20 protein-coding genes are annotated in these 23,820 nt (G+C 67.9%); 8 read left to right on the plus strand and 12 right to left on the minus strand.

Translation table 11 applies throughout. The features are described 5' to 3' along the window. Positions 1-205 precede the first annotated feature (205 nt). On the plus strand, positions 206-1,036 hold the full coding sequence (locus LQV16_RS04160) for an SDR family oxidoreductase (RefSeq protein WP_229992673.1): 831 nt from the start codon (positions 206-208) through the stop codon (positions 1,034-1,036). A gap of 126 nt (positions 1,037-1,162) precedes the next feature. Here the strand turns inward: LQV16_RS04160 and ftsY are convergent, their stop codons facing one another. The 7 genes from ftsY to coaD form a co-directional block, all read right to left on the minus strand. Further along, entirely contained in the window at positions 1,163-2,374 is a 1,212-nt protein-coding gene (gene ftsY, locus LQV16_RS04165; RefSeq protein WP_229992674.1) for a signal recognition particle-docking protein FtsY, read from the minus strand. 86 nt (positions 2,375-2,460) lie between these two features. Then, positions 2,461-6,096 (minus strand): chromosome segregation protein SMC, encoded by a 3,636-nt coding sequence (gene smc, locus LQV16_RS04170; RefSeq protein WP_229992675.1) that lies wholly within the window; start codon positions 6,094-6,096, stop codon positions 2,461-2,463. Positions 6,097-6,194: 98 nt separating this feature from the next. Next, positions 6,195-7,184 carry a bifunctional DNA-formamidopyrimidine glycosylase/DNA-(apurinic or apyrimidinic site) lyase gene (gene mutM / locus LQV16_RS04175; protein WP_229992676.1) on the minus strand — a complete coding sequence of 330 codons (990 nt, stop codon included), beginning with the start codon at positions 7,182-7,184 and terminating at the stop codon, positions 6,195-6,197. Positions 7,185-7,193: 9 nt separating this feature from the next. Continuing rightward, the gene (gene rnc / locus LQV16_RS04180; protein WP_229992677.1) at positions 7,194-7,916 is read right to left on the minus strand and encodes a ribonuclease III; all 723 of its coding nucleotides are present in this window, start codon (positions 7,914-7,916) and stop codon (positions 7,194-7,196) included. 21 nt (positions 7,917-7,937) lie between these two features. After that, positions 7,938-8,141 carry a 50S ribosomal protein L32 gene (rpmF, locus tag LQV16_RS04185; RefSeq protein WP_056738282.1) on the minus strand — a complete coding sequence of 68 codons (204 nt, stop codon included), beginning with the start codon at positions 8,139-8,141 and terminating at the stop codon, positions 7,938-7,940. A gap of 36 nt (positions 8,142-8,177) precedes the next feature. Beyond that, positions 8,178-8,702, minus strand: coding sequence for a YceD family protein (locus tag LQV16_RS04190; RefSeq protein ID WP_229992678.1), 525 nt, complete (start codon positions 8,700-8,702; stop codon positions 8,178-8,180). 173 nt (positions 8,703-8,875) lie between these two features. Beyond that, positions 8,876-9,376 (minus strand): pantetheine-phosphate adenylyltransferase, encoded by a 501-nt coding sequence (gene coaD, locus LQV16_RS04195; protein WP_229992679.1) that lies wholly within the window; start codon positions 9,374-9,376, stop codon positions 8,876-8,878. 48 nt (positions 9,377-9,424) lie between these two features. Here coaD and LQV16_RS04200 point away from each other — a divergent pair, with 48 nt between their 5' ends. Next, on the plus strand, positions 9,425-10,636 hold the full coding sequence (locus tag LQV16_RS04200; RefSeq protein WP_229992680.1) for an aminotransferase class I/II-fold pyridoxal phosphate-dependent enzyme: 1,212 nt from the start codon (positions 9,425-9,427) through the stop codon (positions 10,634-10,636). Positions 10,637-10,638: 2 nt separating this feature from the next. Continuing rightward, on the plus strand, positions 10,639-11,424 hold the full coding sequence (locus LQV16_RS04205) for a fused MFS/spermidine synthase (RefSeq protein ID WP_229992681.1): 786 nt from the start codon (positions 10,639-10,641) through the stop codon (positions 11,422-11,424). Here the strand turns inward: LQV16_RS04205 and rsmD are convergent. From rsmD to LQV16_RS04230, 5 genes are all read right to left on the minus strand, one after another. Further along, on the minus strand, positions 11,421-12,047 hold the full coding sequence (gene rsmD / locus LQV16_RS04210) for a 16S rRNA (guanine(966)-N(2))-methyltransferase RsmD (protein WP_229992682.1): 627 nt from the start codon (positions 12,045-12,047) through the stop codon (positions 11,421-11,423). The genes LQV16_RS04205 and rsmD overlap by 4 nt on opposite strands. A gap of 30 nt (positions 12,048-12,077) precedes the next feature. Then, the gene (locus LQV16_RS04215) at positions 12,078-14,306 is read right to left on the minus strand and encodes an ATP-dependent DNA helicase RecG (RefSeq protein WP_229992683.1); all 2,229 of its coding nucleotides are present in this window, start codon (positions 14,304-14,306) and stop codon (positions 12,078-12,080) included. Continuing rightward, positions 14,296-15,360: a DAK2 domain-containing protein gene (locus LQV16_RS04220; protein ID WP_229992717.1), complete on the minus strand. Its 1,065-nt coding sequence runs from the start codon at positions 15,358-15,360 to the stop codon at positions 14,296-14,298. The genes LQV16_RS04215 and LQV16_RS04220 overlap by 11 nt, the downstream gene beginning before the upstream one ends. Positions 15,361-15,382: 22 nt before the next feature. Beyond that, positions 15,383-16,438, minus strand: a complete 1,056-nt coding sequence (thiL, locus tag LQV16_RS04225; RefSeq protein WP_229992684.1) for a thiamine-phosphate kinase — start codon at positions 16,436-16,438, stop codon at positions 15,383-15,385. 81 nt (positions 16,439-16,519) lie between these two features. Next, positions 16,520-19,135, minus strand: coding sequence for a hypothetical protein (locus LQV16_RS04230; RefSeq protein ID WP_229992685.1), 2,616 nt, complete (start codon positions 19,133-19,135; stop codon positions 16,520-16,522). Positions 19,136-19,345: 210 nt separating this feature from the next. Here LQV16_RS04230 and LQV16_RS04235 point away from each other — a divergent pair, with 210 nt between their 5' ends. From LQV16_RS04235 to LQV16_RS04255, 5 genes are all read left to right on the plus strand, one after another. After that, positions 19,346-19,921, plus strand: coding sequence for a YdcF family protein (locus LQV16_RS04235; RefSeq protein WP_229992686.1), 576 nt, complete (start codon positions 19,346-19,348; stop codon positions 19,919-19,921). A gap of 76 nt (positions 19,922-19,997) precedes the next feature. Further along, positions 19,998-20,378, plus strand: coding sequence for a hypothetical protein (locus LQV16_RS04240; RefSeq protein WP_229992687.1), 381 nt, complete (start codon positions 19,998-20,000; stop codon positions 20,376-20,378). Between the two features lie 50 nt (positions 20,379-20,428). Then, complete coding sequence (gene wecB / locus LQV16_RS04245) at positions 20,429-21,574, plus strand: UDP-N-acetylglucosamine 2-epimerase (non-hydrolyzing) (RefSeq protein ID WP_229992688.1); 1,146 nt, start codon at positions 20,429-20,431, stop codon at positions 21,572-21,574. 91 nt (positions 21,575-21,665) lie between these two features. Further along, positions 21,666-22,538, plus strand: coding sequence for a glycosyl hydrolase (locus LQV16_RS04250; protein ID WP_229992689.1), 873 nt, complete (start codon positions 21,666-21,668; stop codon positions 22,536-22,538). Positions 22,539-22,767: 229 nt separating this feature from the next. Beyond that, positions 22,768-23,598 (plus strand): glycosyl hydrolase, encoded by an 831-nt coding sequence (locus LQV16_RS04255; RefSeq protein ID WP_229992690.1) that lies wholly within the window; start codon positions 22,768-22,770, stop codon positions 23,596-23,598. Positions 23,599-23,820: the final 222 nt, after the last annotated feature.

The following is a 23,820-nucleotide window of genomic DNA, read 5'->3' on the forward strand; positions in this document are numbered from 1 at the left end:
TGATGCGCGATTAGCTGGATAGAGAGGCGCATGAGAGTGGGCGGGCCAGAACGGCCCTGTACCTCCCGTCGGCTTTCCGACGCTGGTCCCGGACCACACCGGCCCGCCGGCGCCGTCACCCGGGTTCACACGAACCGCTCCCGTTCCCCCACACGAAAATCTGGTGTCTCGACAAGCCGCACACCAGCAGAAGGAAACACAGAATATGAACAAGGAAACTGCAGTCCTCATCGGCACCGGCAGCATTGGTCTCGCGATCGTCCGACGCGCCGGCGTCGGCCGCACCATCCTGCTGGCCGATTACAACGAGACGACCATGACTACTGTCGCCGAGCAGCTCCGAAACGAAGGCTACGACGTGGCTACCCAGGTCACCGACGTCTCCGACCGCGCCGCGGTGGCCGCTCTGGCCGACGCGGCCGCGGCGATGGGACCGGTCACCCGCGTGGTGCACGCAGCCGGCGTCTCACCCGTTCAGGCGACGACTCAGAGGGTCCTGGAAGTCGACCTGCTCGGCACCGCGCTCGTCCTCGAAGAATTCGGCCGCGTCATCGCGTCCGGGGGCTCCGGCGTCGTCATCTCCAGCATGGCCGGTCACATGGGCGACGGATTTCCGCACGAGGTCGAGCGTGCGTGGGCCTTCACCCCGGCGTCGGACCTGCTGGCCCTGGCGTCCTTGGCGCCCGCGGCAGCGGGGACCTCCCGGGATGCGTACATCCTGGCCAAGCGTGCCAATACGGTGCGCGTGCAGGCCGCGGCTGTCACCTGGGGAGAGCGCGGAGCACGCGTTAATTCAATAAGTCCCGGCATTATCTCCACGCCGCTGGCCCAGGAAGAAATGGCCGGTCCTGACGGCGACGGCTACCGCCACATGATCGCGACGTCGGCTGCCGGGCGCATCGGCACCCCCACCGACGTCGCCGAAGCGGGAGCCCTCCTGCTGGGGCCAGAGGGCGGCTTCATTACCGGAGCCGACCTCCTGATCGATGGCGGCGTCATCGCCGCCATGCGCGCGGAAGAGGCGCGGCAGAGTTAAGCGGCAGAGTTAACAGGACGCAGCGGCCCGGAGGATCCGTAGACGAGCACGTCGCCCCGGAACTCAATGCCCGCCCACGCAAAACGCCCGGCTGGGATTCCCCAGCCGGGCGTTGGCGTGATCGTGTCAGTTCAGCAGTGCGTCCACGAATCCTTCGGCGTCGAACGGTGCGAGGTCGTCCGCGCCTTCGCCCAGGCCGATCAGCTTGACCGGGACGCCGAGGGACTTCTGGATGGCGACGACGATCCCGCCCTTGGCGGTGCCGTCCAGCTTGGTCAGGACGATCCCGGTGATGTTCACGACCTCGGAGAACACCCGGGCCTGGTTGAGTCCGTTCTGGCCGGTGGTGGCGTCCAGGACCAGCAGCACCTCGTCCACCTCGGCAAGCTTCTCGATGACCCGCTTGACCTTGCTGAGCTCGTCCATGAGGCCCACCTTGTTCTGCAGGCGCCCCGCGGTGTCGATCATGACGACGTCGACTTCCTGGTCGATGCCGGCCTGGACCGCTTCGTAGGCCACCGAGGCCGGGTCCGCGCCGTGGACGTCGGACTTGACGGTGGGGACCCCGACGCGCTGGCCCCACGTGGCGAGCTGTTCGGAGGCCGCGGCGCGGAAGGTGTCGGCGGCGCCCAGCAGCACGTCCTTGTCCTCGGCCACGAGCACGCGGGCGAGCTTGCCCACGGTGGTGGTCTTGCCGACGCCGTTCACGCCGACCACCAGCACGACGGCGGGCTTGTCGGCGTGGCGCTGGACGTTCAGGCTGCGGTCCATGGTGGGGTCCACGAGCTTGATGAGTTCCTCGCGGAGCAGGGCCTTGACGTGCTCGGGGTCCCGGGTGCCGATCACCTTGACGCGTTCGCGGAGCGCGTCCACGAGCTGCATGGTCGGTTCGGTGCCGAGGTCGGCCAGCAGGAGGGTTTCCTCGACTTCATCCCAGACGTTTTCGTCGATCTTGTCGGCCGAGAGCAGGGCCAGCAGGCCTTTGCCCAGGACGTTGTTGGACTTGACCAGCCGCTCGCGCAGCCGGGCGAGGCGTCCGGCCACCGGCAGCGGGGTTTCCACCGGCACAGTTTCCAGGCCGGCGGCGTTGTCCGGCACCTCGACCGCTGGTTGTTCGAGCTCGACGGCGTCCGGCGAGGTTCTTGCCGGTGCCGGCGCCGACGCGGGACGGTCCTCCACAAGGGTTCCGGCTCCCGGGGCCTGCACGGGGTCGTTTGCGTCACGCGTGCCTGAATAGGTCTCGGCGTTCTTCCGGGTCTTCATGAGCACCGGGATCAGCACACCAATGACCACCAGGACAGCGAGAATGGGCAGAATAATGGGGAGGATGTCGTTCACTCCCCTAGCTTCTCACAAACCCCAAATGGGCCGTGGCCAGCGTTTTCGTTACACCCGGGCCGCCGCCCCGCCCAGATCTCCGCTGTCTAGACCTCCGCGCCCAGCCGCTGGCTGATCACCGTGGAGACGCCGTCGCCGCGCATTGTGACGCCGTAGAGGGCGTCGGCGACTTCCATGGTGCGCTTCTGGTGCGTGATGACAATCAGCTGGCTGGATTCGCGGAGCTCTTCGAAGATGGTGATGAGCCTGCCCAGGTTGGTGTCATCGAGCGCGGCCTCGACCTCGTCCATGACGTAGAAGGGCGAGGGCCGTGCCTTGAAGATCGCCACCAGCAGCGCCACCGCCGTCAGGGAACGCTCGCCGCCGGAGAGCAGCGAGAGCCGCTTGATTTTCTTGCCGGCAGGGCGGGCTTCCACTTCGATCCCGGTGGTGAGCATGTCGGAGGGGTCCGTCAGGACCAGCCGGCCCTCGCCTCCGGGAAACAGCCGGGCGAAAACGCGGACAAACTGCCGCGAGGTGTCTTCGAATGCCTCGGCGAAGACCTTCTGGACGCGGTCGTCGACTTCCTTGATGATGTCCAGCAGGTCCCTGCGGCTGGACTTCAGGTCCTCGAGCTGGGTGCTGAGGAACTGGTGGCGCTCCTCGAGCGCGGCGAACTCCTCGAGCGCCAGCGGGTTGACCTTGCCGAGGGCCGCAAGGTCGCGTTCGGCGCGTTTGAGCCGTTTTTCCTGCTCCGCCCGGACGAAGGGCTTGCCCTCGGAAATCTCGCGGCCGGCCTCGTCCACCGGGGCGCGCAGGGCGGCCCATTTGTCCGCCGAGTCCTCGGCCGGCACCGGAACGGGCCGGTCCGGACCGTAATCGGCCACGAGTTGCTCTGCGGTCAGGCCGAGCTCCTCCACGCTCTTCAGTTCCAGGGCCTCAATCCGAAGCCTCTGCTGGGTGCGGGCGAGCTCGTCGCGGTGCACGGAGTCGGTGAGCTCGGCCAGTTCGCGGGCCAGGGCGTCGTTGCCGCTGCGGACCCCGGCAAGCTCACGGTCCATCGCGTCCCTGCGTTCCTCGGCGCTGTCCCGCTCCCGGCGGGCCAGCTCCACGGAGACGTCGATGAACCCGATGATGTGCTGCACGGCGACGGCGACGGCGGCGGCGCGCCGGGCCTGGAGCCGGCGGCGGCGGGCGCGTTCCGCGGCTTCCTCGCGGGCGCGGCGTTCGGTGGCGGCGGCCCGTTCCAGCGAGGCCGCCCGGTTGCGGGTGGCCGTGAGCTGTTCCTCGGCGCTGCGCAGGGCGAGCCTGGCTTCCATCTCGGCCGTGCGGGCCAGCGAGGCGGCCAGGGCCAGGGCGTCGCGGCGCTCCGGGGAGGGTTCCTGCTCCGCGGGGGCTTCGGTGGCCGCGGCGAGCCGTGCCGCCACCGCTTCCAGGGCATCTTGTTCGCTGACAATCTGGGCCTCGGCCCTGGCCAGGGACGCGGCCAGGCGCTCACTTTCCCCGACGGCGCTGCGCAGCACCGCGTTCAGATGGCCCAGGCGTTCGGCGACGGCCGCGAGTTTCGCGTCGGAGTCGTGGAGTTTTGCGAGGGCCGCGTCCGCCCGGTCCTGGGCTTCGGCGCGCCGGGTCCGGGCGGCGGAGAGGGCGAAGCGGTTGCGTTCGAGCCCGGCGGTGACGGCGGCCAGCCTCGCGGCGGCGTCGTCAACGGCGGCCTGGACTTCCAGCAGCGACGGCGCCGACGCGGAACCGCCGGTCACGGTCAGCACAGTAAAGACGTCCCCGGCCCGGGTCACGGCGGTGAGCCCGGGGCTCGCGGCGATCAGCTGCGCCGCGGCATCCAGATCCTCGACGACGGCGACGCCGGCCAGCAGGGCAGCCAGCGGCAGGCCGGCAGCGTCCGGACCCGCAGCCGAAACCAGCTCCGCGGCCCAGCGCGCGCCCGCGGGAAGCGTGCTCCCGCCGGCTAATGCATCGGCCGACAGCGCACCGGCCAACAGCGGCGAGGGCCCGGCCGGAACGCCGGCGAGCAGCAGCGCGGCGCGGCCGGCGTCGTCCTCGCGCAGCAGCCGCACGGCGGCGGCGGCCGTCTCCTGGTCCCGGACCACCACGGCGTCGGACGCGCTGCCGAGTGCGGCGGCGACGGCGGCCTCGAATCCGGCCTCCACGGTGATCATGGACGCCAAGGGTCCCAGCACTCCGGCGGCCAGGACCCCTGCGGCGGCGCCGAGCACGTGCCCGGAGCCGTCCTTGCGGTTCAGGCCGAGCTGGAGGGCATCGCGGCGGGCCATGAGGGCGCCGCGTTCCCGCTCGCCGTCGCGCTCGGCCGCCTTCAGGGCGTCAATTTCGGCGATGACCGTGTCGAGGGCAACGCTTGCGGCCTCGTAGTCGGCGTCGAGCGATTCCTCGCCGTCCTCGACGCCAGCCACCTGCGTCTCCAGGGCTGTGAACTCACTGTGCGCGTGCCGGCGGCGTTCCTCGCCGGCCTTTTGCGATTCGCGGAGGCGTCCGAGCTCGGACTGGGCCGACTCGACACGGGAGCGTGCCGCGCCGACCTGCCCTGCGAGCTTTGCCAGGCCTTCACGACGGTCCGCGGCGGCCCGGAGCAGGGCCGCGAGCCGCTTGTCCTCGGCGGCGGCGGCCTGTTCGGCCTTATGCTTGGCGGCTGTCGCGGCGGCCAGGGCCTCCGTCCGGTCCAGGATCTGCCGTTCCAGGCCGGCCTGCTCGTCGCGGACGCGGGCGGCCTGCTGCTCCAGCTGGTCCGGATCCCGGCCGGTGTCCGGCACCACGTCCGCTGCGCCGAGCAGCCGGCGGCGCTCCTCGGCGAGCGAGCCGAGCGAGCGGAGCCGTTCGCGCCCGGTGGAGAGCGAGTACCAGTTCTCCCGCGCCGCGTTCAGCGTTGGCGTGGCCTCGGCGGCGAGCCGTTCGAGGACCGCCTGGCGCTGCCGTCCAGCCTCGAGGTCGCGTTCGACGACGCCGCGGCGGGCCTTGAGCGCCGATTCATCCGCGACGTCCTTGGCCAGCGCGGACTGCAGCTGGACGAGGTCGTCCGCCAGGAGGCGTGAGCGGGCGTCGCGGACCTCGAACTGGACGCTCTGGGCGCGCCGGGCAACTTCGGCCTGCTTTCCCAGCGGGGTCAGTTGCCGCCGGATTTCGCCGGTGAGATCGCTGAGCCGGGACAGGTTGGCCTGCATGGCCTCGAGTTTGCGGACCGTCTTTTCCTTGCGGCGGCGGTGTTTGAGGATGCCGGCGGCCTCTTCGATGAAGCCGCGCCGATCCTCGGGGGTGGCGTGCAGGACCTTGTCCAGCTGGCCCTGGCCCACAATCACGTGCATCTCGCGGCCAAGGCCGGAGTCGGAGAGCAGCTCCTGGATATCGAGCAGCCGGCAGCCGGCGCCGTTGATGGCGTATTCCGAGCCGCCGGTCCGGAACAGGGTCCGCGAGATCGTCACCTCGCTGTATTCGATCGGCAGGGCGCCGTCGCTGTTGTCGATGGTCAGCGAGACATGGGCCCGGCCCAGGGGCGGCCGGCCCGAGGTGCCCGCGAAGATCACGTCCTCCATCTTGCCGCCGCGGAGGGTTTTGGCGCCCTGTTCGCCCATGACCCACGCCAGCGCGTCCACGACGTTGGATTTGCCCGAACCGTTGGGGCCCACCACGGCGGTGACGCCCGGTTCGAATTCAAATGTCGTCGCTGAGGCGAACGACTTGAATCCCCGGACGGTCAGACTCTTCAGATGCAAGGTGCTTCGGCTCTCTTCGGTGGCGGCAGCGGGTGCTTTCCAGCCCTAAATCTACCTGTGTTACCGCGGAAGTCCGGGGATTTAGCGGCCGCCCAAGCTTACCAGCGGCCGTTCCGGGGGCGGGGCTGGCAGACGGGACAGGTGTACGAGGAACGGTTCATGAACTGTTCCCGCCTCAGCAGGCTGACCCGGCCGGCGGCCGCGCAGCGCTTGCATTCCTGGCCCTCCCGGCCGTAGGCGTTCAGGGAGCGGTCAAAGTACCCGGAGGCGCCGTTGACGTTGACGTAGAGCGAATCGAAGCTTGTGCCTCCGGCGGCCAGCGCATCCGTCATGACCTCGCGGGCAGCGTCGAGGAGCCGCAGCGCGTCGGCACGGCGCAGGGTGTCGGTGGGCCGGGCATAGTGCAGCTGCGCCTTCCAGAGGGCCTCGTCAGCGTAGATGTTGCCGATCCCGGAGACCAGGCCCTGGTCCAGCAGCGCCCGCTTGAGCCCGGTCTTGCGTGCCCGCAGGCGCCGGTAGAAGGCCTCGAAGGAAAACCAGGGGTCCAGCGGGTCCCGGGCAATGTGCGAGGCTTCCTCGGCGATGAGCGGCAGCGGTGTTTCGGCGAGGCCGCCTGGGCCGCCGTCGTCAGTGGGGATCAGCGAGGTGAGGAACAGGCCGCCGAAGATGCGCTGGTCCACGAACCGGAGCTGTGCGGGCATGCCGTCGGCGGGGCTGAGCCGCAGCCTGACCTTGAGGTGTTTTTCGTCCGGAACGCCGGGGTCCTGCATCAGCAGCTGGCCGGACATGCCCAGGTGGGCCATGAGTGCGACGGCGGGGGCCGGCTCTGCGTCCGGGACCGGCTCCCCAGACAGGACACTGCTCCCGGACGGGGCGGGCGTGTCCGCCAGCGGCATCCAGAGGAATTTGCCGCGGCGGACCACGTCCAGCACCCGGGCACCCTCAAGGTTGCCGGCAAAGTCTTCCGGCCCCAGGGCGTGCCGGCGCAGGGAGCGCGGGTCCAGCACATCGACAGAGGTGATGGTCCGGCCCCGCACCCAGCTCACCAGGCCGCGCCGGACCACCTCGACCTCGGGCAGTTCAGGCAACGCGGCCGCCTAGCTGCCGGTCTGGGGCTGCAGCTGTTGCGGATCAGGCGTGGAGGGGGCGGTCAGCCGGCGCCAGGCATCGGCGGCGGCTTCCTGCTCGGCTTCCTTCTTGGAGTTGCCGGTGCCGGTGCCATAGTCGGTTCCACCGATCCGCAGCACTGCCTCGAATGTCCGGGCATGGTCCGGCCCGGAGCCGTCAACGGCGTAGTTGATGGTTCCGAGCTGCCGGCTGGCCGCCAGCTCCTGGATACTCGTCTTCCAGTCGGTACCGGCGCCGAGGGCGGCGGCGTCCTTCAACAGCGGGCCGACCAGCCGCATGACCAGCTGCCGGGCCGTCTCGATGTCGTTGGAGACGTAGGTGGCGCCGATCAGCGCCTCCATGGTGTCCGCCAGGATGGACGCCTTGTTCTTGCCCTCGGTGAGCTTCTCGCCCTGTCCGAGGTAGATGTATTCGCCCAGCCCGATGCTGCGGCCGATGCCGGCCAGCGCCCGGGTGCTGACGACGGCGGAGCGGCGCTTGGCCAGGTCGCCTTCGGGCAGCGTGGGGTTGTCACGGTACAGCGCGTCCGTCACGGAGAAGCCCAGGATGGAGTCGCCCAGGAACTCGAGCCGTTCGTTGGTGGGAATGCCGCCGTTTTCGTAGGCGTAGGAACGGTGTGTGAGCGCAAGACGAAGCGTCCCGGCGTCAATAGTGACACCGAGACGCTTCAGAAGCTCTTCAGTTGAAGACATCTTTTTCAGCCTGTCGGCGGATTAGACGTCTGCGACCTTGCGGCCCTTGTATTCAAGGAACAGCGCGGTGCCAGCCGAGTCGGTAACGACCTTTGCCTGGTGCGGCAGGCTGTAAACAACCTGGCCGTTCTCTACGGTCTTCACCAGGTGGGGGGCAGTTGCCTTCCACTGGGAGCGGCGGGCGCGGGTATTCGAGCGAGACATTTTCCGCTTCGGGACAGCCACGGCTAACTCATTTCTCTCTAGAAAAACACTTACAAATCAGTTTTGCCGGTCAGGCTTAGCCAAGTCAGCCAGGGCGGCCCAGCGAGGATCTACGACCTCGTGGTGATGCCCCGGCTCGTCTTCCAGGCGTACTCCACATTCGGAGCAAAGGCCCTGGCAGTCTTCCCGGCACACCGGCTGGAACGGCAGTATGGTGACAACTGCGTCCCGCAACACCGGCTCAAGATCGATCAGATCGTGCTCGACTCGACGTTGCTCTTCTTCGTCTTCCTCGTCGGAGAACACAGCGTCCTCGTAGAAGAAAAGTTCTTGCACATCGACCTCTTGGTCATACGCAAGGGGATCCAGGCATCGGCCGCATTCGCCAGTTACTTCAACGAGCGCGGTTCCTGATACCAGAATTCCTTCGTGTACGGCCTCAAGCCGCAGGTCCAGCTCGATATCCGAGCCTTCCTGCACGCCAATGAGCGCCACACCAAGATCACTTGGCGCGGGTACATGTTCCGTCAGCGTTCGCATGCTTCCCGGACTGCGTCCGAGGTCCTTGACGTCGAACGCCAAGGGCGAACTAGCATCTCGTTTAATGAGAACTCCTGTTGAACATATGACCGACGTACTATCTTAGCCTGAACTTCCGGACGGACTCAAACCGGGGCGCGCCGGCGGTTCACACCACAAGCGGCCTTGGATTCGGGCCACGCAACCGGCAGCAGGCCGCCGAGTACCGGTCAAGCTTACACTTTGCGCGCCCGGTTCTGGACCGGCTCGCCCGGAGCCAGCCGTTTCAGCACGGACCGGGGAACAAAGTCCGAGACGTCCCCGCCGAGGGCGAAGACCTCTTTGATGAGGGTGGAGGACAGGTGCAGGTAGTGGCTTTCCGCGGGCAGGAACACCGTCTCGACGCCGGTCAGCTGCCGGTTCATCGTGGCCATCGGCAGTTCGTAGTCGAAGTCCGAGGACGAGCGCAAGCCCTTGACGATCGCGGACACGCCACGCTGGCGGCAGTACTCGGCCAGCAGCCCCTCCCCCACGGGTTCCACGACGATGCCGCGCAGGGACGCAAACGTTTCCTGGGCCATGTCGATCCGCTCCTCCAGGGTGAAGCGGTACTTCTTGGTGTAGTTCGTGGACACGGCCACGATCACCTCGTCGAAGAGGCCCGCGGCACGCGCGATGACTTCCAGGTGTCCATTGTGAATGGGGTCAAAAGAGCCAGGGCAAACAGCGCGTCTCATGCTCCGAACCTACCGTATCCGCGCCGCAGGCCGGGATACCATGGCTGAATGTCCCAGCTCCCTCCCCAGTTCCCGTGGCAGCGCGCCGCGACCGGCGCCAACCTGCTCTCCCCCGACGGTTCGCTGGGCGTCACGATCTTCGAGGAGATGACCACCCTTGCGCTCAGCACGGGCGCCATCAACCTCGGCCAGGGCTTCCCGGACGAGGACGGCCCCGTCGAGATCAAGGAGGCCGCCCAGGCCGCCATCGCCGCCGGCGCCAACCAGTATGCGCCCGGCAAGGGCATCCTGCCGCTGCGGGAGGCGATCGCAGTCCATCAGGAGCGGTTCTACGGGCTCACCCCCGATCCCCAGACCGAGATCATCGTCACCACCGGCGCCACAGAGGCCATCGCCGCCTCGCTGCTCGCGCTGGTCGGTCCGGGAGACGAGGTGCTCACGTTTGAGCCGTTCTACGACTCCTACGGCGCCATCATCGGGCTCGCCGGCGCCACGCACGTTACCGCCCCGCTCCTGGCCCCGGATTTCATGCCGGACCTGGCCGCGCTCGAGGCCGCGTTCAATAACCGCACCAAGGTGGTGCTGGTCAACAATCCGCACAACCCGACCGGCGCGGTGTTCCCCCGCGAGGTGCTTGCGCGCGTCGTCGAACTGGCCGCGAAATACGACGCCGTCATCATCACCGACGAAGTGTACGAGCACCTGACCTTCGGTGTGCAGCACATCCCGCTGGCCACCCTGCCCGGTGCCGCCGAGCGCACGCTGACCATTTCCTCGGCCGGGAAGACGTTCTCCTTCACCGGCTGGAAGATCGGCTGGCTCTCCGGGCCGGAGCACCTCGTGGCCGCCGCCCGGACCGTCAAGCAGTTCCTGAGCTACAGTTCCGGCACGCCCTTCCAGGCCGCGATCGCGGTGGGGCTGGGGCTCCCGGACGAGTTCTACGCCGGCATTGCCGACACGCTCCGGTACAAGCGCGACGTCCTCAGCGAGGGACTCCGCGCAGCCGGCCTGGACGTCCTGACGCCGCAGGGCACTTACTTCGTGAACGTGGACACCTCTCCGCTGGGGATCACCGATTCCGTGGAGCTGGCCCGCAGGCTCCCGGCCCTGGTGGGCGTCGCCGCGATCCCGGTGCCGGTCTTCTGCCACGCCGAGGGCGCCGAGCGCACCCGCAGCCTGCTCCGCTTCGCTTTCTGCAAGCAGCTGCACGTGCTGGAAGAGGCGGCCGAGCGGCTGGCGACCTTGCGCGACAGGCTTTGAGCATGGCCGGGCAGCCACCCGGAGCCTCGCGGTTCCTGCGGACCACCGGGCAGCATGCCACGATCGAACCGGATCCCTTTACCGACGGCGGCGTCGTGCTGAGCATCGGCGGCGCCGAGCAGTCCCACGTCAACCTGGCTGATCCCGCGGACATCTTCTACGAGTACCTGCGCAGGATCGGGCATGTGGTGGACCTCGCCGCCCCGTGGGGCGAGCCCATCAGCGCCCTGCACCTGGGCGCGGGCGCCCTGACGCTGGCCCGCTACATCCAGGCCACCCGGCCCGGCTCGGTCCAGTATGCGGTTGAGCTGGAGCGGGAACTGCTGGACTTCGTGCTGGCGCAGCTGCCCCTGCCGGAGGGAACGCAGCTGCACACGGTGATCGGCGACGCCCGCGACGCCCTCGCCGGGCTTCCGGCGGAACTGCGCTTCGACGTCGTGATCCTGGACATCTTCTCGGGGCCCGAGGCGCCCGAACACATCGCGTGCACCGAGTTCTACCAGGAGGCGGCCGCCCGGCTGACACCGCGCGGGGTCTTGATTGTCAACGTGGGCGACGAACCCGGGCTGACCCTGGTCCGGAGCCAGGCCGCGGCCATGCGCCGGGCCATGGCCGACGTCTCGGCCTTCGCCGAGGCCGGCATGTTCACCGGCCGGTACCCCGGGAACATCATCCTGACCGGGACGCAGGGCCCGTGGCCGTCGGTCTGGACGGCGGCCCTCACGGCGCGCGGTCCGCATCCGGCCAGGCTGCTCGCCGGCGTCGAACTGGACGTGCTGGCCGGTTAGTCCCCGACCTCTAAATCCACGCCGTCCACGGATTCGACCCCGGTTTCCACGGCTTCCACACCGGGCTCGGCGAACCACAGCCGGGTTTCGCCGTACTTCTTCTCGGCAAACCGTTCCATGCCCTCGGGCCATGCCGGCTCGGGGGTCCGGGATGAGCGTTCCACCACCACGACGGCCCCCTCGCCCAGGTGCGGCACCAGCTTGGCCAGCACGGCAGCCAGGGCCGGCTCGTCCAGGGGGTAGGGCGGGTCCAGAAACACCAGGTCCCAGCGCGCGGCCTCAGCGGTCCGGTCCAGGAAGGATTCGACCTTGGAACGGTGCACGGAGACCACCTTGCGGCCCGTGACGGTGTTGACCAGGTCCGCGTTGCGCTGGCAGACGGCGCTGGCCTTGGCATCGAACTCGACCAGATCCACAGAGTCGGCGCCGCGGCTGCCGCTCTCCACACCCAGCGAGCCGGATCCCGCGTACAAATCCAGCACACGCGCACCGGCAATGACATCGAAGGCGTCCAGCCGGGAGAACAGCGCTTCCTTGACCCGGTCCGTCGTGGGCCGCGTCAGGCTCCCGGGGACGCTGGTCAGCGTCGTTCCGCCGGCCGCGCCCGAGATGATACGGCTCATGGGCGCGCCACCGTCGGCGCCTGGATTCTGTTAGCCGCGTTCAAGGAACGCCTCCTTCTCGGGGTTCAAATATTCGTCGATCGCGGCCGCGAGCCCGGGCTGGCCCGCCAGTGAGGGATCGGCGGCCACGATCCGCTGGGCGTCCTGCCGGGCCCGGGCGATCACGTCCTCGTGTTCCAGGACGCGCAGCAGCTTAAGGGTGGAGCGCCCGCCGGACTGCGAGGCACCCAGGATGTCGCCTTCGCGGCGCAGCTTGAGGTCCTCCTGGGACAGTTCGAAGCCGTCGGTGGTGGCCGCCACGGCATCGAGCCGGCGCCGGCTCGGATGGCCCGGCTCCAGGGTGGTGACCAGCAGGCAGGTCCCGGGCAGCCCGCCGCGGCCCACCCGGCCGCGCAGCTGGTGGAGCTGGGAGATGCCAAAGCGGTCCGCGTCCAGAATGACCATGAGCGTGGCGTTGTGCACGTCCACGCCGACTTCAATCACGGTGGTGGAGACGAGCACTTTGGTCTGATTGGCCGTGAAGGAGGCCATGGTCTCGGACTTCAGCACCGGGTCCTGCCGGCCGTGCAGCGGCGCCACAGCCACCCCGGCGAGGGCCGGCTCGTCCTGGAGGTGCTCCACGACACCGGTGACGGAGGCGAGTTCGCGTGAGCCGTTCTCGCCTTCGAGGTCCGCGGCGGACGGTTCGGCCTCGCCCGGGGTGAAGTCGCCGTCGTCGTCCGCGCCGATCTTGGGGCAGACCACGTAGACCTGGTGCCCGGCGTCGATCTCCTCCCGCGAACGGGACCAGATGCGCGTGGCCCACCCCGGGTGTTCCGCGAGTCCCACCACATGCGTGGAGATCGGGGCGCGGCCGGCGGGGAGCTCATCCAGCACGGAGGTTTCGAGGTCTCCGAACACGGTCATGGCCACAGTCCGGGGAATCGGCGTGGCGGTCATGACCAGCAGGTGCGGCGGTTTGCTGGCCTTGGCCCGGAGGGCGTCGCGCTGTTCAACGCCGAAGCGGTGCTGCTCGTCCACCACAATCAGGCCGAGGTCGTAGAAGGACACGTTCTCGCTCAGCAGAGCGTGGGTGCCGATCACGATTCCCGCCGTTCCGGAGGCCGCGTCCAGCATGGCCTGCCTCCGCGCCGCGGTGGGCATGGAACCGGTGAGGAGGGTGACCTGGACCGCGTCCGGGCCGAACCCGCCGAGCATCCCGTCCCGGGAAAGCGGTCCGAGCGTGCGCCGGATGGATTCATAGTGCTGGGCGGCGAGGACCTCCGTGGGGGCCAGCAGGGCAGCCTGTCCCCCGGCGTCCACCACCTGCAGCATGGCGCGCAGGGCCACGATCGTCTTGCCGGAGCCCACCTCGCCCTGGAGCAGCCGGTTCATTGGCGAGTCCTGGGCGAGCTCGTCGGAGAGCGTCTTGCCGACGGCGGCCTGGCCGGCGGTCAGCGTGAACGGCAACTGGCGGTCGAACGCGGGCAGCAGCCCGTCCAGTGCCGGACGGCGGGCCGTTGCTTCCTCGGCGGCGAGTTGGGCACGGCGGCGGGCCAGGGCCGACTGGAGCACCAGGGCTTCCTGGTAGCGGAACCTGTCGCGGGCGCGCTGGAAGTCCGCCGGGGTTTGCGGGGCGTGGATCAGCCGGTACGCGTCGGCGACCGGCAGGAACTTCTCCCGCGCCGCGATCTCCGCCGGCAGCGGGTCACCGAGGGTTTCGAGCTCCACGGTGTCCAGCAGCGTCGAGATGACCTTCTGGATGGACCAGCTGGTGAGCTTGGCCGTGGCCGGGTACACCGGGATCGGCATGGCGGCGAGCTTCTCCGGGTCGATGCCGGGGGTGTCGGGGTCCTCGTCGAGCAGCAGGAAATCGGGGTTGGTCAGGCCGAGGGATCCGCCGTAGCGGGTGACCTTGCCGGAAAACATGGCGCGCCGGCCCGGCTGCAGCTCAGCCTTGGCCCGGAACCCGTTGAAAAAGCTGACCTTGAGCGTGCCCGGCAGCCTGCCGCCGGCGTCGTCGGAGATCACGACGTCGGTGAGGGAGCCGCGCCGGGCGCGCATGGGCCGGGTGCTGTTGGAGACCACCCGGGCGATCAGCGTCACTTCCTCGTCCAGAGGAACCTCGCTGATGGGTGTCAGCTCGCCGCGGCTGAGGTAGCGGCGGGGGAAGTAGTTCAGGAGCCCGCCGACAGTGGTGATGCCGAGGTGTTTTTCGATGACAGCCGCGGAGCGCTTGCCGATGCGGCGTTCCAGGCCCAGTTCAAGTTCAGCGTGCATGTCCGTCGGGGTTTCGGGTTTCGGCGGCAATTGCGGGCGCATCGAAGGCGGCAACAGTGGCGGCCCGCGGGTCCGGATCGCGCGGCACGGCGAGCTCGCTCACGGAAATTTCCGTGGGCTCACCCAGGGAACGGATCAGCGCGACGGCGGGTTCGGCATCCAGGACGTGGACGTGGACGCGCCAGCGGTAGTGCCCGGCGGCGTCCGCAGCGCCGCCGACCTGGCTCATGATCACCGAGTCGCCCATTTCGTCGAGCCGTTGGCGCATCATGGCGGCGTCCAGCGGGGACAGGGAAATGGTGCACATGACTTCGACGCCTTCGTCGCGCGGCATGCCGACGTGGATATGCGGGTCCTGGACGTCGTAGCCGTGCAGGCCGTCCAGCAGTTCGCTCTGGAGCTCCTCGCCCAGCACGGCGGAGCGGAGGCAGTCCAGGATCAGGAGCATGCCCACACCGCCGGCGTCCACGACGTGGGCGGCATGCAGGGCATCGAGCTGGTCCTCCGTGCGCACCACGGCGGCCAGGGCTGCCTCGACGGCAGCATCCAGGGCCAGGCCGAGGGTCTGGTTGCTGTCATCGCCGTCGTGCGCGGAGTCGACGGCGGCCGCGGCCCGGGCGGCGGCTTCCATGACGGAGAGCATGGTGCCCGGCACGGGATCACTCAGCGCGGACCAGGCCCGGATCTGGGCCCGGTTCAGGGCCGCGGCCAGCAGCGGTGAGCTGATCCGGGTGTGCCCGGCCAGCGGTTCGGCGGCGGCGGCGAGGAAGACGGCAAACAGGGTTCCCGAGTTGCCGCGGGCCTGTTCCATGGCCACCTGGCCGGCCTGCGCCAGGACGGCGCCGACGTCGTGCGGGTTCGCGGCGGCGTGCGTGGACTGGCCAGTGGCCGTGCCACTGTCGACGACGGCGTCCGCGGCGTGGGCCGCGGCGCGGACGGTCAGGTAGAGGTTGGTGCCGGTGTCGCCGTCGGCCACGGGAAAGATGTTGATGGCGTTCAGGCGGTCGCTATGGTTGCCGAGCGTGGTTTCCGCCTTGCCCAACCACCGCTTCATCGCTTGCGCGTTGGCGGCAATCTTAGTCTGCAAAGTGATCCCATCCCACAGCGTCAGCGGGCCTGCCCGCGATCGTTACTCCCGTGCTTTCGGTTGGTGCAGGGGCCTCTACCGAGCCTATCGCAGTGAACCCGGGAGGGAGTTGAACCCCTGCGGGGAAAGTGGCCAGCAGTCCGTGGTCTTCGCCGCCGCCGAGGACCCAGGACATCGGGTCTGCTCCCAACAGCTCCGACGCCGGCAGCAGCGCAACGGCCAGCTCCTTCAGGGCGGCGGCTTCCAGGTTCAGCACCGCGTGGCTCGCGGCCGCCATGCGGTTTCCGTCCCGGACCAGGCCGTCCGAAATGTCCATCATGGCCGACGCGCCGGCCTCACGCGCCAACGGGCCGGCCGCGAGCGGCGGCTGCGGGCGGCACTGGGTGTCCATGAGGGAGCGCTGCCCGGCGGTCAGATCCCCCATGGGGACGTCCGACTCCAGCAGCGCCAGCCCGGCTGCGGCCCGGCCCACTGTTCCAGCCAAGGCCACGGTGTCTCCCGGCCGGGCCCCGGAACGCAGCACGGGCGCCATGCCGTCAAGGGTCCCCAGGATGGCCACGCTGACTGCCAGTTCGCGGCCGCGGCCGAGGTCGCCGCCGGCCACGGCGCAGGCCGGAGCGCCCAGCTCCCTGATCCCGGCCATGAGGCCGTCCGCGAAATCCTCCACCCAGGACACAAGGGTCTCAGGCGGCATCGTCAGGCTGACCACAAGTGACGTGGCCCGGGCGCCCATGGCATTGATGTCGCTGAGGTTTTGCGCCGCGGCCTTCCAGCCGACGTCGTACCCGCTGGTGCGGTAGCCGTTGTTCCATTCCAGCCGGAAGTCCTGGTCCGCCACCTGGGTGTCGATGCTCAGCACGGTCCGACCGTCCGGCGCGGCGACAATCGCTGCGTCGTCCCCCGGGCCCAGCAGCAGGTACGTCGCCGCAGCCGGGCCGCCGGTGGGCTCAGCGTTGGTGAGCCGCGGGAAGATGCGCGCCAGCAACTGGGACTCCGAGAGCCCGGCAACGGTCAATGCGGTGTCCGCCCGCAGGGGTTGGGGCACGGCAGTAACAGGGACAGGAGTTGCAGGCACAGGAGAGTCAGGCACAGTTTCAGGCACAGCCCTACGCTACCGCGAGGGGAGTTAGTACGTAGCCTTGAGGCAGCCGAAGTGGGTGTTGCCGGACGACAGCCCTGCTACGCCCAGACCCCACGCGCACACGGTGTATACGCCGCGTCTGGTCACCGGAATGACAATCCGGTAGCCGTGGTTGCCGCTGATCTTCATAACCGAGTTGACGTCCGCCCTGTACCGGCTGGCCACATAGGCGGTGCCTTTCGTGGTGCCGTCGGGGGACGTGACGTAGAGGTGGACGGGAATGTTCGCCCGGGTCATGCCGGGGTCCACTCCCCAGCCGCTGGCCACCAGCGCCGATCCCGTTCCGCCCAGCTGGACCTTGACGGACTCCAGGTAACCGATCGGCGCGGGGGTGGCCGCAACGCGCACGGTGGTGCAGCCCAGGAGGCTGTTGCCCAACGGGAAGATGCTGACGGCAATTCCGTAGGCGCAGATCTTGTAGCTGCCCGGCGTCTTGACGGGCAGCGCCACCCGGTAGCCGTGGTTTCCGGTGGTCCCCATGACCTGATTGACGTCCGCGCGCGCCCGGTTGGCCGTGTAGGCGGAGCTCCTGGTCACTCCGTTAGGGTCGGTGACGTAGAGGTGCACCGGGATGGAGGCTGCCGGCGTTCCGGGGTCCAGGCTCCATCCGCTGACCGTGATGGTCGCCGTCGGCGCGTCCGTCTTGACGACGGTGCTCTCCAGGAAGCCGGCCGGCGCCGGTGTTGCCCGCGGCGTCAGGGATTTGCAGCCCAGGAGGCTGTTGCCCTGGCTCAGCGGGGTGACGGCCAGGCCGTAGGCGCACACTTTGTACTGTCCGCTCATGGTCACGGGGATGTCCGAGGTGAAGCCGTGGTTTCCGGTCACGGACATCACCGTGTTGACGTCAGGGCGGCTCTTGTTGGCGGTGATGGCCTTCGTCGTCGCCTTGCCCGCCGGATCCGTCACGTACAGGTGGACCGGGATGGACGCGGTGGGCGTCCCGGGATCGTAGCTCCAGCCCGTCGCCCGCAGAACTGTCACCCCGCTGACCCTGGTGAGTGCCATCGACTCGAGGTAACCGGCCGTGGGCGCCGACCCGGCCAGGGTCAGGGACCGGCAGCCCAGATCCACGGTTTCGACACTGCCCAGGGCGTACACGCAGACCTTATATACGCCGGCGGTGGTCAGGTTGAAGGAGCGGCTGAACCCGTGGTTGCCGGTCACCTGCATGATCTGGTTGACGTCCGGGCGGGCCTGATTGGCCGCCACGGCGTAGCCCGTGGCACTACCGCCGGGCGGCGTCACATAGATGTGGACCGTGGACGATTCTGAGGACTTGGCGGAGTCGTAGGCCCAGCCGGCGACGTGCAGGCGGGCCGTGGTGCCGGACTTGGTGATGGCCATGGACTCGACGTAACCCTTGGCGGGCGCCCCGGGCGGGCGGATGGTTACGGTGGCCGAGGTGTCGCTGACCGAATCGATGCTCACCTTTGTACCGGCGTGCGTGCTAAACGTCTGCCCGGCCTGCCAGGCCTGGGTGTTGCTGTAGTAGCCGTTGAAAGCGGTTGCGCGGGTATCGGGCGGGAGCAGGATCGAGGAGTTTCCTCCGCCCTGCTGGGTGATCTTCACGCCGCGGTTTCCGGCCTGCGCAATCACCGCGTCATAGCCCACGGCAGTCCGGAGCTCGAGGTAGTACACCTCGCCGGACTTCGGATCCGTGAACTTCACCGCACGGTTCGCGTCGTCGCCGGCCCAGGGTTTGAGCGTCACCCGGCGGGGTCCGGACACGGTGCCGAGGTTGGTGATTTCGTTCCCGTTGCCGAACCGGCCCATCTCCCACAGGCTGGCGCTGATTTCCGGCATCATGTCCCAGTGCGAGATCCCCATCAGGTCCAGGTTGTCGCCGTAGGTCTTGATGCTGCAAGTGGGATCGGCAAACCCGGCGAAGGGTCCGGAGGCCACGTCCATGGCCCCGCTGCCGCACACCAGGCTGTTGGCGTGGTCCATGCCCAGGGCATGCCCGAACTCATGGGTCAGCACGGGGGTGGTCAGCCGGCTGTTCTGCGGCATCAGGATGCGCCCGCCTGTGGTGCCGTTGCTGTAGGTCATGCCGGCGGTGCCGTTGCTCAGGTACGCGCCCGGGATGAAGATCACCAGGGCGGTGTAGGAGCTCTGCGTCCAGCCCAGTTCCTGGGAAACTGTCTCCACGATCTGCGCCGGCGACTGAGTGGACTTCGCGGCGGACCTGTGTAGATGGCGTGAGGAGGTCAGGGCGATGTCCACGCGGCTCGAGGTGGCGTGTGCCCAGTAGCGGTTGGCCGCGCTGAGCGAGGCCTTCGCCGCGGCCATCGGCACTGCCGCGTCCGTCTCGGCTGCCGATTTGTCGGCCAGCTGCACCGTCACGAGGGTGGTCTTCAAGGTCCCCGCCATGGGCGCGCTCACGTAGGTGTATTCGCTCCTGGCCCTGTTGGCCGGCGGCTCGGGCCGGACAAAGTCATCCACCACCTGCCCCTGGGGGCTCGGGTCCGACACCGCCGGGATGGCACCGGCGGACACCTGCGCGGCGGTCGGTACCTCTACAGCGGCCCCAGCGGCCTGGGGCAAGTATGCTGCCAGCATCACGGCGGCAATCACGGTTGCCGCTATGTTCAGTTTTCGCATAAATTGCTCGCTTAGGGTGGGACCTCAGGCGGTGACCTGTTGGTGGGAGCGACGGAAGATGCCTATAGCATAAACGCCAATTCCCGTCTGTCACCCCAATAACTTTGATCCCTTGAATCACAACTGCATCACGCATTGTTATTGCCAAGTTTTTGCGCAGGACCGACACACCATTTCGCCACCTGAAAACCGCGTGCCAAACTCTAAGCCGTGCCTTCTTCCGTCGCCGCGGTGAATACCGCCACCCGCAGGGTGCTCGCCTTCGCCGTCGGCGGCCTCCTGCTGTGGCTCATCATCGCCGTTCAACTCTTCGTCAACGTGGATCCGCTCAGCGTGCACCGGACGGACGCCATCATCATGCTGGGCGGCGCGGCCACCGAACGCCTTCCCGTGGCCCGTCAGATCCAGTCCGAATCTCACATTCCGGTCCTGGTGATCTCGCACACGGACACGTTAGGCAACCGTGCGGCGGATGAGGCATGCAATTCAGCTGCCTTTCCGAACCCAACCGTCATCTGCTTCCGGCCCCCGGACCTGGACACGAGGGGGGAAGCGCGGGCTATCTCCCGGCTGATCGAGGCCAACGGCTGGAAGTCCGTCACGGTTGTGACCTCCAGCTACCACATCACCCGTGCGGGGCGGCTGATCGGACAGTGCACGACGGCGGATGTACAGATGGTTGCCTCGCATCCGGACCTGGATCCAGGCCAATGGATCCGGCGGTTTGTGGTCGAAACCGGAGGCCTATTGGACGTTTCCCTCAGGCCCGAATGCGTCAATCAGTGAGCGGAAATGTAACAATTGAACCTCATCCGGTTGAACTGGTCAGCCGGTTCGGGCATCTGACCGACGCGAGGAGGACATGCTGGAACACTCTCCCGACGGCCCTCCGACGCTGGTGGCCGCACCACGACACCTGCGCCGGCGGCGCATGCACACGGAGATCCCGGACGCCCTCCTGGTGCCCGGAGCGGAGCCGCTTCCGCTCACGGATCCGCCGGCCGAGGCGCCGGCTGCCGACGGCCAGGACGCTGCAACTCAGGCTGCCGACGGCCAGGACGCTGCAACTCAGGCTGCCGACGGCCAGGACGCTGCAAGCCAGGCTGCCGCAATCCAGGAAAAAGAATCCCAGCAGCTCGTCCGTGACATGCAGAAACGGCGCAAACGGCGGGTGGCCCTCCTGTTCGTTCTCTTTGTCGCCATCGCCGTGCCGGCAATCGTGCTGGCCCTGCTGCTCGGCTGAATCCGAGCCATTAACTCTTCCAACCGCTCGCACACCTTTGGGGAATAACCATGCACAGCATCATGCCGATCTTCGGAACCAGACCGGAAGCCATCAAGATGGCGCCGATCGTCAGCGCGCTGCAGGAGTCCCCGCTCTTCCGGTGCATCGTGACGGTCACGGGGCAGCACCGCGAAATGCTGGACCAGGTCAACGAACTGTTCGGCATTGTTCCGGACCATGACCTCAACATCCTGCAGCAGGGGCAATCCCTGTCGGCCATCATGACGCGGACCATTGACGGGCTCGAAAAACTCTTCGCTGTCACCCGTCCGGACGCCGTCGTGGTCCAGGGCGATACCACCACCTCCACGGCCGCCGCCATCGCGGCGTTCTACCACGGCATCCCGGTGGTGCACGTCGAGGCCGGGCTGCGCAGCGGTGACCTGCTCTCGCCGTTCCCCGAGGAAGCCAACCGTAAGATCACAAGCCAGATCACCCGCCTGCACCTGGCACCGACCTCCACCAGCCGGGAAAACCTGCTGCGGGAAGGCATCAGCCCGCAGGACATCGTGGTGACTGGGAACACAGTAATTGATGCCCTCCTCGCCACCGTGGACAAGCGGCTTCCCTTCACGGACCCCCGGCTGGAAGCGCTGGCCGCCAGCGACCGCCGGGTCCTGCTGGTCACCACGCACCGGCGCGAAAACCAGGGCGAATCCATGCGCAGGGTGGGACGGGCGCTCGCGCGGATCGCCGACGCCGAACCGGACCTCGTGATCGTGCTGCCCGCCCACAAGAATCCCGTGGTGCGTGAGGCAGTGCTTCCCGCGCTGGAGGGCAAGCCCAACGTGCTGGTGACGGAGCCGCTGGCCTACGGCGAATTCACCCGGATGCTTTCGCAGGCGCACATCGTCCTGACGGACTCCGGCGGAGTGCAGGAGGAGGCCCCCAGCCTCGGCAAGCCGGTCCTGGTGATGCGGGAGAACACGGAACGGCCCGAGGCCCTTGAAGCCGGCACCGTGAAGCTGATCGGCACCGACGAAGAGCGGATTGTTGCCGAGGTGACCCGCCTCCTGCACGATTCCTCGCACTTCGCGTCCATGGCAAACGCAGTGAATCCCTACGGCGACGGCAAGGCCGCCCCCCGGACGGTGGCAGCCATCGAAGAGCTGCTCGGCGTCGGCTACCGGACGGCGGAGTTCAGCGGGGCGTAGGCGGTGGCCAAATCGTGAAACAATGAAGCTCCCGGGGAGGGAGTGCTCACCCCCGCGCGCAGCCGAGAGAAAAGTGAAAGTGGACGTGAGCATGGACCGCAGGGACTTCTTCCGACTGTCGTTGGCGGCCTCTGCCGCCGCCACGCTGGCCTCTTGTACGCCGGAACCTAACGACGTCGGCCAGCCACCAATCACCAGCCAGCCACCAACCAGCAGCCGTCCCACGCCGGCGGGGGCCCGCAAGGGCGTGGGCCTTGCCGTGGGCAAGAAGTACGGCATCCAGCAGCTCGACGCCTTGGATGTGAACTGGTTCTACACATGGGGCGCCTCATATCCCGCAGCCCGCCCCACGCAGGATTTTGTGCCGATGATCTGGGGCAAGGAAAGTGTCCGCCAGAACGCGGTCGCAGAGGTACAGTACGAACTCGAGCTGACCCGGGCCGCGGAACTGCTTGGCTTCAATGAGCCCGACCATCCCGAGCAGGCAGACATGAAAGTGTCCTCGGCCATCAAGTATTGGCCCGAGCTCGAGGCATCCGGGCTGCGGCTGGGCTCGCCGGCGCCCGTTCAGGCACTGGGCGACTGGCTCAAGGAGTTCATGGATGAAGCGTCCTCGAAGGATCTCAGGGTGGACTTCATCACTATGCACTCCTACCCTTCCCCGGACTCCGAGTCCTTCCTGAACAGCGTCCAGGAGCTCTACGACCGGTACGAAAAGCCCATCTGGATCACCGAATACGCCGTCGCGGACTGGAAAGCCTCCGAAAAGTCGCCCACGCGCTACACCGAAAAAGAGATCATGGCGTTCATGAGCGAAACGGCCGCAGGGCTCCGCCAGATGCCGTTCGTGGAGCGCTTTGCCTGGAAGACCCGGGCCGAAGGGGACCCCATCATGGGCGCCTCGGCCCTGTTCCGCAAGGACGGATCGCTCTCCCCCACAGGCGAGCTCTACAAGTCCCTGTAGGGGGCGCGCCGCGCCCGGGACGCCAACATCCGACGCCGTGGTGAGGCTCACCGTCCACTGAGAAAACCTTGCGTTTTTCCTGCGCTTACCCGGGAGTTTCCTGTGTGTTTTCCGTGCTAGGTTTGCTCGAGCTTGAGTGCCGGGGGAGTTGATGCACGTCGCCCGTGGTGCCGGCTAACAATCTGGTCCCTACCGAGAGCGACTCATGGAACGCCGTAAGTTTCTTACCATGCCCTTGGCAGCTATGGCCGCCCCGGGGGCTCTGCTGGCTGCCAACGCGGCAACCGCCGAAGCGGTTGTGAGCGTCCCTTCCATCACCACGCCCGCCAACACCTTGAAGGGTTTCGGGCATGGCGGCAAGGACGCTTTGGCGCTCCAGCAAATCAAGAGCCTCAACCTGAAATGGCACTACACCTGGGGTTCGCACCCTAACGTGACCACCACCCCTGCCTTCGTGCCCATGATCAAGAGCGCCAAGACGATGCTGGAGCAGGACGCCCTTGGCTATGTCACACGCCAGTTGGCCGAAACGAAGGCCACGCACCTGCTCGGCTTCAACGAACCCGACGTCGTGGCACAGGCGAACATGAGCGTGGACCAGGCCATCAGCCTTTGGCCCAAGCTTCAGGCAACGGGCCTACGGCTCGGCTCCCCTGCCACGACCAGTCCGAGCAGCACCTGGTTGGCGGCTTTCATGGCGAAGGCAAAGACGAGAGGCCTCCGCGTAGACTTCATGACCACCCACATCTATGCCTGGCCCCGGGCGGACGACTTCCTGAACAAGCTCACCATGATGCACGAGAAGTACGGGAAGCCGATCTGGGTCACCGAATACGCGGTGGCGGACTGGGACGCCACCGCGTCCAGGCCCTGCAAGTACTCCCGCGCCCAGACAGAGGACTTCATGCGGGCCACCGTAGCCGGAATGCGTGCGCTCCCCTTCGTGGAACGCTTTGCCTGGAAGACCCGCCCAGCAGGCGACATCAAGATGGGATGCTCCACCCTGTTCAACGCGAACGGCACCCTCACCAGCACCGGACGCCTCTACGCGGCGCTGTAAGGCTCTGTAGAGCCTCCCAACAGCGTTCCGGGCCTTGCGGACCTTGGAGCGGCTGCTCTAGCCAAGGAGGCCCCACCGGAGATTTATCCGGTAGGGCCTCCCTCATGTTCGAAGTTGCCGTGCGGTGGAAATATACGGGCAGACTGCTTCGAAGGCACTGGCCGGCCGTTATCGCGGGGGCGCTCCTGCAGCGCCGGCTTGGTGTAATCCGGTGCCTCCGGC

It is taken from the genome of Arthrobacter sp. Bi26 (assembly GCF_918697925.1).
Classification (GTDB): domain Bacteria; phylum Actinomycetota; class Actinomycetes; order Actinomycetales; family Micrococcaceae; genus Arthrobacter.

Coding starts and splice junctions, on each gene's coding strand:
- LQV16_RS04160 (WP_229992673.1), top strand. CDS start 206: ATGAACAAGGAAACTGCAGTCCTCATCGGCACCGGCAGCATTGGTCTC.
- rnc (WP_229992677.1), bottom strand. CDS start 7,916: ATGTCTTCAACTGAAGAGCTTCTGAAGCGTCTCGGTGTCACTATTGAC.
- coaD (WP_229992679.1), bottom strand. CDS start 9,376: ATGAGACGCGCTGTTTGCCCTGGCTCTTTTGACCCCATTCACAATGGA.
- LQV16_RS04200 (WP_229992680.1), top strand. CDS start 9,425: ATGTCCCAGCTCCCTCCCCAGTTCCCGTGGCAGCGCGCCGCGACCGGC.
- LQV16_RS04205 (WP_229992681.1), top strand. CDS start 10,639: ATGGCCGGGCAGCCACCCGGAGCCTCGCGGTTCCTGCGGACCACCGGG.
- rsmD (WP_229992682.1), bottom strand. CDS start 12,047: ATGAGCCGTATCATCTCGGGCGCGGCCGGCGGAACGACGCTGACCAGC.
- LQV16_RS04215 (WP_229992683.1), bottom strand. CDS start 14,306: ATGCACGCTGAACTTGAACTGGGCCTGGAACGCCGCATCGGCAAGCGC.
- LQV16_RS04220 (WP_229992717.1), bottom strand. CDS start 15,360: ATGAAGCGGTGGTTGGGCAAGGCGGAAACCACGCTCGGCAACCATAGC.
- LQV16_RS04230 (WP_229992685.1), bottom strand. CDS start 19,135: ATGCGAAAACTGAACATAGCGGCAACCGTGATTGCCGCCGTGATGCTG.
- LQV16_RS04240 (WP_229992687.1), top strand. CDS start 19,998: ATGCTGGAACACTCTCCCGACGGCCCTCCGACGCTGGTGGCCGCACCA.
- wecB (WP_229992688.1), top strand. CDS start 20,429: ATGCACAGCATCATGCCGATCTTCGGAACCAGACCGGAAGCCATCAAG.
- LQV16_RS04250 (WP_229992689.1), top strand. CDS start 21,666: ATGGACCGCAGGGACTTCTTCCGACTGTCGTTGGCGGCCTCTGCCGCC.
- LQV16_RS04255 (WP_229992690.1), top strand. CDS start 22,768: ATGCCCTTGGCAGCTATGGCCGCCCCGGGGGCTCTGCTGGCTGCCAAC.